The following is a 12,826-nucleotide window of genomic DNA, read 5'->3' on the forward strand; positions in this document are numbered from 1 at the left end:
GTTTTCAGGTGCGTCATGCCGATCCTTGGGGACGGCACTACACGCTTTGCTGCAAACCAGACCGTCTGGAAGCCGTGCCGAGTGTGGGAAGCTGTGCGGCGCAGGGATTGGGAGGGTGCGCGGGCCGGGAGGACGCGCTGTCCCCACGGTCAGGCGTGCACATCGAAGAACCCGTACGTGGACCCATGAGGGTCTCGGCGGTGCCGGGCGTGCCGCGCCGCGAGGGTCACGAGCCGCCGGGTTCACCTGGCCGTGTGAGATTTCGTGAGACGTGAGAGGGTCTGGGGCGTGAGTGAGACACCCCCGAACACCCTGCAATACCGCTTTGACGGGCCAGAAGACGCTCCGGTCCTGATCTTGGGTCCCTCACTGGGTACCACATGGCACATGTGGGACCGCCAGATACCGGAGCTCGCCCGGCAGTGGCGGGTCTTCCGGTTCGACCTGCCCGGGCACGGCGGCGCACCCGCGCACCCGGCCGGCACCGCCGGGGAGCTCGCGGCCCGGCTGCTGGCGACGCTGGACGCGCTCGGGGTGCAGCGCTTCGGATACGCCGGCTGTGCGCTGGGCGGAGCGGTAGGCATCGAGCTGGCGCTGCGCCACCCCGAGCGGCTGGCCTCGCTCGCGCTGGTGGCCGCCTCGCCCCGGTTCGGCACCGCCGACGAGTTCCGGCAGCGGGGGGTGATCGTCAGGACCAACGGACTCGACCCGATCGCCCGGACCACGCCGGACCGCTGGTTCACCGGCGGGTTCGCCGCCGCCCAGCCCGCGATCACCGAGTGGGCCGTGCAGATGGTCCGCACCACCGACCCCGGCTGCTACATCGCCGCCTGCGAGGCCCTCGCCGGGTTCGACGTACGGTCCGAGCTGGGCCGGATCGGCGTGCCGACGCTGGTGCTGGTCGGCTCCGACGACCAGGTCACCGGACCGGCCGAGGCCCGCACCCTGGTCGCCGGGATACCGGACGCGCGGCTCGCGGTCGTGCCCGGCGCCTCCCACCTGGTCCCGGTCGAGCAGCCGGCCGCCGTCACCGACCTGCTGGTCCGGCACTTCTCCACCGCCTGGCAGCAGCCCTTCGACACCGGCCAGACGGCCCTCCCGGCGGCCCAGGCCGGACCCGCCCGCGGCGCGCCGCCGCAGCCGGTGCCCGTCGCCGAGATCGCCCCCGCCGCCGTACCGGCCGAGCCGCCCGTGCCGCCGGACCGCGGCGAGACCGGGCTGAAGATCCGCCGGGAGGTGCTGGGCGACGCGCACGTGGACCGGGCGCTCGCGCAGGCCGACGAGTTCTCCGGCGACTTCGAGGACTTCCTCACCCGGGTCGCCTGGGGCGAGGTCTGGGACCGGCCGGGACTGGACCGCCGTACCCGCAGCTGCGTCACGCTCACGGCGCTGGTCGCCGGCGGCCATCTGGAGGAGCTGGCCGTCCACACCCGGGCGGCCCTGCGCAACGGCCTGACCCCGGTGGAGATCCGGGAGGTGCTGATGCAGGCGGCCGTGTACTGCGGGCTCCCGGCGGCCGGCAGCGCGTTCCGGGTGGCCCAGCAGGTGATCCGCGAGGAGACCACGCCGGCCGGCTGAGGCCCCCCGGGGATCGCGTCCGGCCGGATTTCGGCAGGATGGGGAGACATGAAGCTCACCAAGAAGTCCCACGCCTGCGTCCGCCTGGAGAAGGACGGGGGGACGCTCGTCATCGACCCCGGCGGGTTCAGCGAGCCGGACGCGGCGGTCGGCGCGGACGCGATCCTGGTCACGCACGAGCACCCCGACCACTTCGACGAGGGCCGGCTGCGGGCCGCCATGGAGCACAGCCCGGGCGCCCGGATCTGGACGCTCGCGTCCGTCGCCGGGCGGATCGCGGCGGCCTTCCCCGGCCGCGTGCACACGGTCGGGCACGGCGACACCTTCACCGCCGCGGGCTTCGACGTCGAGGTCCACGGCGAGCTGCACGCGGTGATCCACCCGGACATCCCGCGCGTCACCAACGTCGGCTACCTCGTGGACGGCGGCAAGGTCTTCCACCCCGGCGACGCCCTCACCGTCCCCGGCCGGCCGGTCGAGACCCTGATGCTCCCCGTGATGGCCCCCTGGAACAAGATCGCGGAGGTCATCGACTACGTCCGCGAGGTCCGGCCGCGGCGCGCCTACGACGTCCACGACGCCCTGCTCACCGACCTCGCCCGCCCGATCTACGACCGTCAGATCGGCGCCCTCGCCGGAGCCGAGCACCTGCGGCTGGCCCCGGGGGCGTCCGCCGACCTGTGAGCCGGAACCGGTTGTCACACCCGGCAGGTAGGTTGTGGGACATGCGCATCGCGACCTGGAACGTGAACTCGATCACCGCCCGCCTGCCGCGGCTGCTCGCCTGGCTGGAGAGCAGCGGCACCGACGTGCTCTGCCTCCAGGAGGCCAAGGTCGCCGAGGAGCAGTTCCCGTTCGAGCAGCTGCGGGAACTCGGGTACGAGGCGGCGGTGCACGCGACCGGCCGGTGGAACGGCGTGGCCGTGCTCTCCCGCGTCGGCATCGAGGACGTGGTCAAGGGCCTGCCGGGCGACCCGGGCTACGACGGCGTGACCGAGCCGCGCGCCCTCTCGGCCACCTGCGGCCCGGTCCGCGTCTGGTCGGTGTACGTGCCCAACGGCCGCGAGGTGGAGCACCCGCACTACGCGTACAAGCTCCAGTGGTTCGAGGCACTCAGGGCGGCCGTCGCCGGCGACGCCGCCGGCAGCCGCCCGTTCGCGGTGCTGGGGGACTACAACGTGGCGCCGACCGACGACGACGTCTTCGACCCGGCCGCCTTCGCGGGCTCCACCCACGTCACCCCCGCCGAGCGCGCCGCCCTGGGCGCCCTGCGCGAGGCGGGCCTGACGGACGTCGTCCCGCGCCCGCTGAAGTACGACCACCCGTTCACGTACTGGGACTACCGCCAGCTCTGCTTCCCGAAGAACCGGGGCATGCGCATCGACCTCGTGTACGGCAACGAGCCGTTCGCCAAGGCCGTCGAGGACGCCTACGTCGACCGGGAGGAGCGCAAGGGCAAGGGCGCTTCCGACCATGCGCCGGTGGTGGTCGACCTCGACGTCTGATGCCAGGCTGGGGCCATGAACATTCGGTTCCCTGGCCACCGGCACGGCAAGAGCGGTGCCGCGGAGATTCCCGCCGACGCCGAGGGGATCGCCGCGCTGCTGTCCGAATGCGAACTGCTCCGTTCCCAGGCGGCCCAGGAGGGCGTCCGCCTCGACGACTCCCCGGCCTCCCTGGAGGCGCTGGACCAGCTGGTCCCGCGCTGGCGCGACGACGCGGAGACCCTGCCGTGGCTGGGCAACGACGCGGGGCTGTACCTGGGCACGGTCGTCGTGCGCACGGTACCCGGTGCCGCCTGGCACATCCGGGCCGGCGGCGAGCCCGTCGTCCGGCTCGCCTCCGGCCGCGAGGTCGAGGTCGTGGAGTCCGGCCGGGAGTGGGCCGCGAGCGGCGTCCCGGAGCTGTCGCAGCTGTACGCCGAGGTCGCCGAGGCCTGAGCGCGAACGGTTCGGAACGCAAACACGGCTGCCGCCCCGGACAGTTGCCGCCGGCCGCCGCCCGGCATGCGGGGGACCCGCGCGCCGAACCTCGACTACGATGTGCCGTTCATCCCCGTGGTGAGGTGAGCCCACCGATCCACAACGGGATGGGCTGGCCGCTTCCGCGAGGGGGACGGCAGCTCACACGGGCCAGGCTCGTCCGGCGGCAGCCGGAGATCACTGCTCGCGCACGGGGACGGACAGGTACGACGGGTCGTCCGGCCGCGAGGAGAAGGTCAGCTGCGCGCCGGACGGGTTGTGCTCGATGTACAGCGGGTCGACCGTGTCGACCACCAGCGCGAGGCGGTGCCCGGCGGGCACGTCGTAGGCGGTGGAGAACAGGTCCAGGTCGACGTCGAACGGCTCGCCGGGCGCCCGCCCGTGCCACGTGTACGGCGCGTGGGTGACCAGCTTGCCGAAGCCGAGCGGACCCACGTCGTACAGGTAGGCGATCAGGGTGCCGCTCTCCGCGGTCGGGGTGAGCGTGGTGTGCAGGGTGGCCGTGCCGCGCACCCGCTGGGCCGTGCCGTACCGCTCCGACTGCCACACGGCCGCCCAGCGGCGCGGCAGCAGCGGGACGGAGGCGATGGGCGGCAGCTGGGCGATCTGGTCCAGGAGGCTGGAGAGGAAGACGGTCCCGCCGTCCGCGCCGGAGTCGACACCCGCGTGGATGGTGGGGGAGCCCGCGAGGGCGATCTTCCGGCGGGTCGCCGCCATCGACTTCCAGTCGGGGTAGTCCTCGTAGCCGCCGGAACCACGGGGTTTGACGTGGACGGGCTTCTCGCGGTCCACGCCGTTGTCCACGCCCCTGAGATAGTGGTCGAACCAGCGCTCGGTGTCCGTCCAGACGTCGTTGGGCAGCCCGAACAGGCCCGGCAGCTCGGCGGTCGCGTGGTCGCCGGGGCGCAGCTCCAGGCGCTTGGGCGCGGTCAGCTTGTCGTAGAAGTCGGCGTACTGGTTGACGGGGAAGACCGAGTCGCCCCAGGCGTTGGCGAGCATGACGGCGGGGTGATTGCTGTTCAGCCGGTCGACGTAGGTCGCGACGGAACGTTTCCGCCCCCAGTCGATCATCTGCTGTTCCTTCGACAGGTTCGAGGAGTACAGGTTGTCGAAGATCTCGCGCAGTTCGGGGCTCTCGCGTCCGGTCAGGCTCGCAGCGCCGTCCAGTACGGCGGCGGCCTCGACGCTCTGGGTGCGGTTGGGGTAGATCGAGGAGATCAGGTCGGCCCAGCCGCTCAGCGCGGCGACGGCCCTGATCCGCTTGTCGTGGGCGGCGGCGAGCAGGCTGATGCCGGCGCCGTAGGAGACCCCGGCCATGCCGATGCGCCCGGGATCGGCGGGGGTGTGGGCGAGGGCCCAGTCGATGACCCGGGAGGCGTCCGCCGTGTCCGGCGGCCCGGCCACTTCCACCCGGCCGCCGGACTGCCAGAAGCCGCGCACGTTGTACGCCAGCACGACGTACCCGGCGTCCGCGAGCCGCTGCGCCTGGGCCAGGTACTCCACCTGGGGAAAGCCCCAGCTCGTGGGGAGCACGAGGAGCGGGTACCGGTGCGCGCCGTCGGCGTCCGCCGGCGTGACGACGTTGGCCTTCAGCACGGTGCCGCCGTCGCCGGTGATGTCCACGAACCGGACGGCGGGGGCGGCCTCGGCGGCCGGGGCCAGGCCGACGACACCGCCGGCGAGCAGCGCCGCGCAGACGACGCCGGCGGCGGAGGTGCGCAGGGCGGTGCGACCAGGTCCCACGAGTCACTCCTCACTGGAGAGTTGAAAGTGACCCGACGGTAACCGCGGGACCTTACCGTAAGTAACCCGTCGGTAAGTTACTAACCGGTAAAGAATTCTACGACTGCGCGGGCTCGGCCTCCGGCACCGGTGTCCGCGCCGTGCGCGTCACGTCCGCGACCAGCTTCACCACATCCGGCCCGTAGGCCTGCGAGTTGACCACCTTCAGCAGCAGCACGAAGGAACCGCTCCCGTACTTCCGCGCCAACCGGACGTGCTCGCGGGCCAGATAGCGGGTCGCCGCCTGGTTGGTGATCGACCGCTGCCCGCAGAAGAGGAACACCGGCCGGGTGTCGCGCCGCTCGCCGGCGGTGAGCCGGGCCAGCAGCACGTACTCGCTGCGACCGCTGTCCATGCGGTAGTCCTCCGGGCCGATCCGGAACGCGCCCATGTCCGGGCCGGATTCGGCCTCCACGTTCACCCGCACCCCCGGCAGCAGGGAGGACAGGTGGGCGGCCATCCGGCGGTTCGAGGCCGGCCCGCCGAGGCAGAACTCCGTCCGCTCCCCGAACCCCTGCCGCGCGGCGTCGTGGGCCACCACCTGGGCGTGCGCGCGGCAGTCCTTGATGAGCGCGGACAGCTCCAGCAGCGCGAACACGTCGTGCCGCATCACCGACAACTCACCGCCGCTCACGCCCCGGTTGACCACCAGCAGCGACTCGGAGTGGTCCGGCAGCCCGAAGAAGGCCTGCATGCGCCGCAGTTTGCGCCGCCACAGGTACGTACGGGCGAGCCAGCCCAGCGAGGCACTGACACCCGCCGCCACCACGCCCAGGACGATGTTGCGCACGTCGTCGTTCATGGCCGCGCATGGTAGCGGCACGCGGGGAACCCTGGACGTACCGGTGTTCGAAGTGTGGCGTTCGTGTGGCGGGTGACCCAGGCGTACTGTCGGTGGTACGGCAATCTGGCTACGCTGCGCGGATGTCCCGACGGGAGGTACGGATGGGTCGTCCTGGCACGCGGAAACTGGCGGTTCTGGCGGTCTCGGCCGCCATGGTGTCGGTGGGCGCGGCGGCGCCGCCCGCCGCGACGACGAGCGGGAAGGCCACCAAGGTACCCGTGGCCGTCGGCTACGGAGGAGCCGTCGCCAGCGTGGACGCGGATGCCTCCGCCGCCGGCATAGAAGTGCTCAGGAAGGGCGGCAACGCGGTCGACGCGGCCGTCGCCACGGCCGCCGCGCTCGGCGTCACCGAGCCCTACTCCGCCGGCCTCGGCGGGGGCGGCTACTTCGTCTACTACGACGCGCGGACCCGCACCGTCCACACCATCGACGGGCGTGAGACCGCACCCCTGTCCGCCGACTCCGGCCTCTTCCTGGAGAACGGCAAGCCGCTCTCCTTCCCCGACGCCGTCAGCAGCGGCCTGAGCGTCGGCACCCCGGGCACGCCCGCCACCTGGCAGACGGCGCTGGACGAGTGGGGCAGCAGAGGGCTCGGCACGGTCCTCAAGCCCGCCGAGCGGATCGCCCGCCGCGGCTTCACCGTGGACGACACCTTCCGCTCCCAGACCGCCTCCAACGAGACCCGGTTCCGCTACTTCCCGGACACCGCGAAGCTGTTCCTGCCGGACGGCCGGCTCCCCGTCGTCGGTTCGACGCTGAGGAACCCCCAACTCGCCCGCACCTACGAGGAGCTGGGCCGCAGGGGCATGGGCGCGATCTACCGCGGGGACATCGGCGACGACATCGTCAAGACGGTCGAGCACCCGCCCGTGGACCCCGCCTCCGGCTGGAACGCCCGCCCCGGCAAGCTGGCCGAGAAGGACCTCGCCGTCTACCGCGCCAAGCTCCAGGCTCCCACCAGGACCTCGTACCGCGGCCTGGACGTGTACTCCATCGCCCCCTCCTCCTCCGGCGGCACCACCGTCGGCGAGGCCCTCAACATCCTGGAGAACACCGACCTGTCCAAGGCGAGCGAGGCGCAGTACCTGCACCACTACATCGAGGCGAGCCGCATCGCCTTCGCCGACCGCGGCCGCTGGGTCGGCGACCCCGCCTTCGAGGACGTGCCGACCGCACAGCTGCTGTCGCAGAAGTACGCCGACTCGCGCGCCTGCCTGATCAAGGACGACAAGGTCCTCACCAGTCCGCTCGCGCCCGGCGACCCCCGCCACCCGGCGTCCTGCGGCGCCGGGGGCACGGCGGCCCCGACGACGTACGAGGGCCAGAACACCACCCACCTGACGGTCGCCGACAAGTGGGGCAACGTCGTCTCGTACACACTCACCATCGAGCAGACCGGCGGCAGCGGCATCACCGTGCCCGGCCGCGGCTTCCTGCTCAACAACGAGCTGACCGACTTCTCCTTCACCCCGGCCAACCCGGCCGTGCACGACCCGAACCTGCCCGGGCCGGGCAAGCGGCCGCGCTCGTCCATCTCGCCGACCATCGTCCTCGACCGGCACGGCCGGCCCGTGGTGGCGCTCGGTTCGCCCGGCGGCGCGACCATCATCACCACCGTCCTGCAGACCCTCACCGAGTTCCTCGACCGGCACCTGCCCCTGGTCGACGCCATCGCGGCACCGCGCGCCAGCCAGCGCAACGCGGCGAAGACCGAACTCGAACCGGCGCTCTACGACAGTGACCTGAGGAAGCAGCTCGAAGCCATCGGGCACTCCTTCTCGCTCAACCCCGAGATCGGCGCGGCCACCGGCATCCAGAGACTGCCGGGCGGCAAGTGGCTGGCCGCAGCCGAGAAGGTGCGGCGCGGCGGAGGCTCGGCGATGGTGGTGGACCCGGCGCCCTGAGGCCCGTACCGGCGCGGATGGCCGGCCCCCCCCGCGGGGAGGCCGGCCACCCGGGTTCCGTACGGCCGCTCACAACTCCGCGACGGGCGGCGGGTTCTCCTCCGCGCGGAAGTCAAGGCGCCCGTCCGCGACGTCCACCGTCACCCGGCTGCCCGACGTGATCTGCCCGTCGAGCAGCAGCCGGGACAGCTGGTTGTCGACCTCCCGCTGGATGGTGCGGCGCAGCGGACGGGCGCCGTACTCCGGCTGGTAGCCGCGCTCGGCGAGCCAGTCGACGGCCCCGTCGGTGAACGCCACCGCGACGCCCTGCCCGTCCAGCAGCCGGCGGGTGCGCTCCAGCAACAGGTCCGTGATCTGCCGCAGTTGCTCACTGGTCAGCTGGCGGAAGACGACGATCTCGTCGATGCGGTTGAGGAACTCCGGCCGGAAGTGCTCCCGCAGCGGCCGCAGGATCTGCTCGCGCCGCGCCTCCTCGTCCGCGTCCGCGCCGCCCGGCCCGAACCCGATCCCGGCCCCGCGCCGGGTGATCGCCTCGGAGCCCAGGTTGCTGGTCATCACGATGACCGTGTTGGTGAAGTCCACCGTCCGGCCCTGGGAGTCGGTGAGCCGGCCGTCGTCCAGCACCTGCAGCAGGATGTTGAAGACGTCCGGGTGCGCCTTCTCCACCTCGTCGAGCAGCAGCAGGGAGTACGGGTGCCTGCGCACCACCTCGGTGAGCTGCCCGGCCTCCTCGTGCCCGACGTACCCGGGCGGGGCGCCGACCAGCCGGGAGACGGTGTGCCGCTCCTGGTACTCGCTCATGTCCAGGCGGACCATGCGGTCCTCGCTGCCGAACAGCGCATCGGCCAGGGCCCGGGCCAGCTCGGTCTTGCCGACGCCGGTCGGGCCGAGGAAGAGGAAGCTGCCGATCGGCCGGTCCGGGCTCGCCAGCCCGGCGCGCGAGCGCAGCACCGCCTCGGCGACCACCCGTACCGCCTCGTCCTGGCCGACCACCCGCTGGTGCAGGTGCTGCTCCAGGCCCAGCAGCCGCTCCTTCTCCTCCTGGGTCAGCCGGCTGACCGGGATGCCCGTCTGCCGGGACACCACCTCGGCGATGGCCTCGGCCGTCACCTCCAGGTCCAGCCCCTCGTCGGCCTTGTCGCCGCCGCTGGCCTCCGCGATCCGCCGCTTCAGCTCGCCGATCCGGTCGCGCAGCTGCATGGCCTGCTCGTAGCTCTCGTCGGCGACCGCCTGGTCCTTGTCCCGGACGAGCTGCTCGAGCTCGCGCTCCATCGTGCGCACGTCCGTGCCCTTGGTCCGCGCGCCCAGGCGCACCCGGGCGCCCGCCTGGTCGATCAGGTCGATCGCCTTGTCGGGCAGGCGGCGGTCGGTCAGGTACCGGTCGGACAGCTCCACGGCCGCCACCAGCGCCTCGTCGCTGTAGCGGATCTGGTGGTGCGCCTCGTAGCGGTCGCGCAGCCCGCGCAGGATCTCGATCGTGTCCTCGACGGTCGGCTCGGGCACCAGGATCGGCTGGAACCGGCGGGCCAGCGCCGCGTCCTTCTCGATCCGCCGGAACTCCTCCAGCGTGGTCGCGCCGACGATGTGCAGCTCGCCGCGCGCGAGGGCGGGCTTGAGGATGTTGCCCGCGTCCATCGAGCCGCCCTCGCCGCCGGCCCCGGCGCCGACGACGGTGTGCAGTTCGTCGATGAAGACGACCAGCTGGTCGGAGTGGGCGCGGATCTCCTCGACGATGTTGTTCAGGCGCTCCTCGAAGTCGCCCCGGTACCGGGTGCCCGCGACGACTCCGGTGAGGTCCAGGGCGACGACCCTGCGCCCCGCCAGTATGTCCGGCACGTCACCGTCGGCGATGCGCTGGGCGAGCCCCTCCACGATGGCCGTCTTGCCGACGCCCGCGTCGCCGATCAGCACCGGGTTGTTCTTCCCGCGCCGGGACAGCACCTCGATGGTCTGCTCGATCTCCTCGTCGCGGCCGATGACCGGGTCGACCCGCCCCTCCCGGGCCAGCTCGGTCAGATCGCGGCCGTACTTGTCGAGCGTCGGCGTGCCGGTCGGCCGCTGCCGCTCCGTGCGCGCCTGGGCCGTCTCGGGGGTCTCCTGCGGCAGGTTGCCCGCCTGGAACCGGGACGCGTGCAGGATGTGCCCGGCCGCCGAGTCCGGGTTCGCGGCCAGCGCGCTCAGCACGTGCTCCGGACCGATGTACCCAGCGCCGCTCGCCCGGGCCAGCTCGTGCGCGTCCAGCAGCGCCCGCTTGACGGCCGGGGTGAGCGACAGCGACGTCGGCGGCGGCGTCTCGCCCGGCGGGTGCTGGGCGGGGCCCGAGCGGTCGTCGATCTCGGTGGCGAGCGAGTCCGGGTCCGCGCCCGCCCGGCTCAGCAGACTCCGGGTGGGCTCGGACTCCACGGCCGCCCGCAGCAGGTGCTGGGTGTCCAGGTTCCGGCTGCCGTGCTCGGCGGCGTACTGCGCGGCTCCTCTGACCAGCTCGCGGGCCGGCTGGCTGAGCAGCCGCCCGATGTCGATGTGGCGCGGGCTCCGGGCTCCTGCTCCGCCGGGCATGGCGGCGCCGCCGAAGAAGCGGGCGAAAAACTCTCCGAAGGGGTCCTCCGGGCCGATGTAGCCGCTGGTCATCGTTTCGTATCCTTCGCAGACGACGTGCGGAGCGGCCGGGTAACCCAGGTGCGGGCCGCTCATGCCACGATGGCACGATCCGTCTGCCGGGGCATGTTCGCGCCAGGGAAGCCCGCGCCCGCCGCGCGGGGCGCGTCACGGGCGTATGCGGCTCCCGCGCCCCTTGGGCGGGCGCGCCTTCTCAGCCCGCGTGCGTTTCGGGCACCCGCACGGCGGTGAGGACGCGGGGGCCGTTCTCCGTGATCGCCACCGTGTGCTCGGCGTGGGCGGCCCGGGAGCCGTCGGACGTCTTCAGGGTCCAGCCGTCGGCCGCCTCGTGGTAGCCGTCCCCGCCGCCGGCGACCAGCATCGGCTCGATCGCCAGCACCATGCCGGGACGCAGGGGCAGGCCCCGGCCGGGGCGGCCCTCGTTGGGCACGTCCGGATCCTCGTGCATGCGGCGGCCGATGCCGTGGCCGCCGAAGCCCGCCGGGACGCCGTAGCCGGCCGAACGGCAGACGCGGCCGACGGCGTGGGAGATGTCCCCGATGCGGTTGCCGGGCACCGCGGCCTCGATCCCGGCCGCCAGGGCCCGCTCGGCCGTCTCGATCAGCCGCAGGTCGGCGGGGCGGGGGCGGCCGACGACGAAGCTGACGGCCGAGTCGCCGACCCAGCCGTCCAGTTCGGCGCCGCAGTCGACGGAGAGCAGGTCGCCGTCCCGCAGGCGGTAGCGGGTCGGGATGCCGTGCACGATCGCGTCGTTGACCGAGGCGCAGATCACCGCGGGGAAGGGGGTCGGGGCGAAGGAGGGGCGGTAGCCGAGGAAGGGCGAGGACGCCCCGGCCCCGCGCAGCACCTCCCGTGCCACCTCGTCCAGTTCCAGCAGGGAGGTGCCGACCTCCGCGGCCTGCCGTACGGCCGCCAGGGCACGGCCGACGACCTGGCCCGCCGCGTGCATCGCTTCGATCGACGTCTCCGTCTTCAGTTCCACCATGCCAATTACTATACCGGTATTTGAATGGGGGTGCCGTTTCGGGCGGTATTAGAATGGGCGGCATGGTGCGCACCCCCCTCACCCCCGAAGAGCGTGAACGCGGCGAACGGCTCGGACAGCTGCTGCGCGAGGCGCGCGGCGCGCGGAGCATGCCCGAGGTCGCGGCCGCGGCGGGGGTCTCCGCGGAGACCCTCCGCAAGATCGAGACCGGGCGGGCGCCGACCCCGGCCTTCTTCACCGTGGCCGCGCTGGCCCGGGCGCTGGGGCTCTCCATGGACGAACTGGTGACCCGGTGCGCGCTGGCGGGCGTCTGAGGCGAGCCGTCGCGAGCCGTCCGCACCCTCCCGGAAAACTCCGCGTAGCGGGCCCGTAACACGACTGGTGTTGCCTGTCGGCCGGAGTGCTGGCAGTCGGGCGGGAGTCGGGCATGGCTGTGGATCGACTCCCCGCTCGGGTGAGGGAGTTCGCGAACTACCTGGACGGGCTCCTGGCGCGTCTGGACCAGGGCGGGGGCTGGTGCGGGATCTTCTGGCAGCGGGATCCGGAGGGCATGCGGGCCTGTCTCGACGGGCGTGAGACACCGCCCTGGGACGTCCTGGAGGCGCTGCTGCAGGACCTGGCGGCGGTCTACGGCCCCGCCGCGGCCGCCGCCGAGCGTGAGCGCGCCCGCACCCTGCACACGGCCGCCGTCGCGGCCCACGACGCCCGTCCCGGCGCCCGCGACGCCCTCGGCGACCGCCTCGACGCCATGCTCCGCGAACAGCGCCACGCCGCCGAACGCCGGGCCCGTCTGCACCGTCTCCTCACCGCTGCCGCCTCCCCCGAGGAGGCCGGGACCCTCCGCCGCGACCTCGCCTGGGCCCACGACGACCACGAACGCGCCACCACCCGCTGCGCCGAACTCCGCGCCCGCATCGCCGGCCTGGACCATGGGACCGGCTCCGGCGCCGCCGCGTTCCCCACGGACGGCGCCCCATGGTTCTCCGGCCCGGCGGCCGGCCGGGCCCGTCGGCGCGCAGTGACGGACACCGGCCCCGCTCCCGCACCGGCCGGGGCCGCGCAGGACCGGCCGGCCCCGGACGGTGCGGACCGGACCTCCTGGACCGCGGCCCCACACGCCGACACCGCGCCCCAC

General features: G+C 73.2%; 10 protein-coding genes and 1 pseudogene. 7 read left to right on the top strand and 4 right to left on the bottom strand.

The window, feature by feature from the left end:
- Nucleotides 1–288: 288 nt before the first annotated feature.
- Genes pcaDC through AQJ66_RS03365 form a run of 4 tightly spaced genes read left to right on the top strand, consistent with a single transcriptional unit; the run spans nucleotide 289 to nucleotide 3,518 of the window.
- Nucleotides 289–1,578, top strand: a complete 1,290-nt coding sequence (gene pcaDC, locus AQJ66_RS03350; protein ID WP_061916037.1) for a bifunctional 3-oxoadipate enol-lactonase/4-carboxymuconolactone decarboxylase PcaDC — start codon at nucleotides 289–291, stop codon at nucleotides 1,576–1,578.
- Nucleotides 1,579–1,626: 48 nt separating this feature from the next.
- Nucleotides 1,627–2,262 carry an MBL fold metallo-hydrolase gene (locus AQJ66_RS03355; RefSeq protein WP_061916041.1) on the top strand — a complete coding sequence of 212 codons (636 nt, stop codon included), beginning with the start codon at nucleotides 1,627–1,629 and terminating at the stop codon, nucleotides 2,260–2,262.
- Nucleotides 2,263–2,303: 41 nt separating this feature from the next.
- Nucleotides 2,304–3,083, top strand: a complete 780-nt coding sequence (locus tag AQJ66_RS03360; RefSeq protein WP_061916044.1) for an exodeoxyribonuclease III — start codon at nucleotides 2,304–2,306, stop codon at nucleotides 3,081–3,083.
- Between the two features lie 15 nt (nucleotides 3,084–3,098).
- Nucleotides 3,099–3,518: a DUF6278 family protein gene (locus tag AQJ66_RS03365; protein ID WP_061916047.1), complete on the top strand. Its 420-nt coding sequence runs from the start codon at nucleotides 3,099–3,101 to the stop codon at nucleotides 3,516–3,518.
- A gap of 219 nt (nucleotides 3,519–3,737) precedes the next feature.
- Here the strand turns inward: AQJ66_RS03365 and AQJ66_RS03370 are convergent, their stop codons facing one another.
- Together AQJ66_RS03370 and AQJ66_RS03375 are read right to left on the bottom strand one after the other, a co-directional pair.
- Nucleotides 3,738–5,303 carry an alpha/beta fold hydrolase gene (locus AQJ66_RS03370; RefSeq protein WP_061916051.1) on the bottom strand — a complete coding sequence of 522 codons (1,566 nt, stop codon included), beginning with the start codon at nucleotides 5,301–5,303 and terminating at the stop codon, nucleotides 3,738–3,740.
- 97 nt (nucleotides 5,304–5,400) lie between these two features.
- A complete protein-coding gene (locus AQJ66_RS03375) occupies nucleotides 5,401–6,144 on the bottom strand; it encodes a hypothetical protein (RefSeq protein WP_061916053.1) in 744 nt (247 codons plus the stop codon).
- 143 nt (nucleotides 6,145–6,287) lie between these two features.
- Here AQJ66_RS03375 and ggt point away from each other — a divergent pair, with 143 nt between their 5' ends.
- Nucleotides 6,288–8,090 (top strand): gamma-glutamyltransferase, encoded by a 1,803-nt coding sequence (gene ggt / locus AQJ66_RS03380; RefSeq protein WP_061916056.1) that lies wholly within the window; start codon nucleotides 6,288–6,290, stop codon nucleotides 8,088–8,090.
- A 69-nt stretch (nucleotides 8,091–8,159) separates the two neighbouring features.
- Here the strand turns inward: ggt and AQJ66_RS03385 are convergent, their stop codons facing one another.
- Together AQJ66_RS03385 and map are read right to left on the bottom strand one after the other, a co-directional pair.
- Nucleotides 8,160–10,718 carry an ATP-dependent Clp protease ATP-binding subunit gene (locus AQJ66_RS03385; protein ID WP_061916059.1) on the bottom strand — a complete coding sequence of 853 codons (2,559 nt, stop codon included), beginning with the start codon at nucleotides 10,716–10,718 and terminating at the stop codon, nucleotides 8,160–8,162.
- Between the two features lie 181 nt (nucleotides 10,719–10,899).
- Nucleotides 10,900–11,691 carry a type I methionyl aminopeptidase gene (gene map / locus AQJ66_RS03390; RefSeq protein ID WP_061916062.1) on the bottom strand — a complete coding sequence of 264 codons (792 nt, stop codon included), beginning with the start codon at nucleotides 11,689–11,691 and terminating at the stop codon, nucleotides 10,900–10,902.
- A 62-nt stretch (nucleotides 11,692–11,753) separates the two neighbouring features.
- Here map and AQJ66_RS03395 point away from each other — a divergent pair, with 62 nt between their 5' ends.
- Together AQJ66_RS03395 and AQJ66_RS03400 are read left to right on the top strand one after the other, a co-directional pair.
- The gene (locus AQJ66_RS03395; protein WP_061916731.1) at nucleotides 11,754–12,005 is read left to right on the top strand and encodes a helix-turn-helix domain-containing protein; all 252 of its coding nucleotides are present in this window, start codon (nucleotides 11,754–11,756) and stop codon (nucleotides 12,003–12,005) included.
- A gap of 113 nt (nucleotides 12,006–12,118) precedes the next feature.
- Nucleotides 12,119–12,826 (top strand): annotated as a pseudogene (locus tag AQJ66_RS03400) (hypothetical protein); the annotation flags it as partial.

The sequence above is a fragment of the Streptomyces bungoensis genome, assembly GCF_001514215.1.
Taxonomy (GTDB): domain Bacteria; phylum Actinomycetota; class Actinomycetes; order Streptomycetales; family Streptomycetaceae; genus Streptomyces; species Streptomyces bungoensis.

What these genes read in the sequence shown, in the direction of transcription:
- AQJ66_RS03385 (WP_061916059.1), bottom strand. Translation starts at nt 10,718, where the DNA reads ATGACCAGCGGCTACATCGGCCCGGAGGACCCCTTCGGAGAGTTTTTC.
- AQJ66_RS03355 (WP_061916041.1), top strand. Translation starts at nt 1,627, where the DNA reads ATGAAGCTCACCAAGAAGTCCCACGCCTGCGTCCGCCTGGAGAAGGAC.
- map (WP_061916062.1), bottom strand. Translation starts at nt 11,691, where the DNA reads ATGGTGGAACTGAAGACGGAGACGTCGATCGAAGCGATGCACGCGGCG.
- ggt (WP_061916056.1), top strand. Translation starts at nt 6,288, where the DNA reads ATGGGTCGTCCTGGCACGCGGAAACTGGCGGTTCTGGCGGTCTCGGCC.
- AQJ66_RS03395 (WP_061916731.1), top strand. Translation starts at nt 11,754, where the DNA reads ATGGTGCGCACCCCCCTCACCCCCGAAGAGCGTGAACGCGGCGAACGG.
- AQJ66_RS03365 (WP_061916047.1), top strand. Translation starts at nt 3,099, where the DNA reads ATGAACATTCGGTTCCCTGGCCACCGGCACGGCAAGAGCGGTGCCGCG.
- AQJ66_RS03375 (WP_061916053.1), bottom strand. Translation starts at nt 6,144, where the DNA reads ATGAACGACGACGTGCGCAACATCGTCCTGGGCGTGGTGGCGGCGGGT.
- AQJ66_RS03360 (WP_061916044.1), top strand. Translation starts at nt 2,304, where the DNA reads ATGCGCATCGCGACCTGGAACGTGAACTCGATCACCGCCCGCCTGCCG.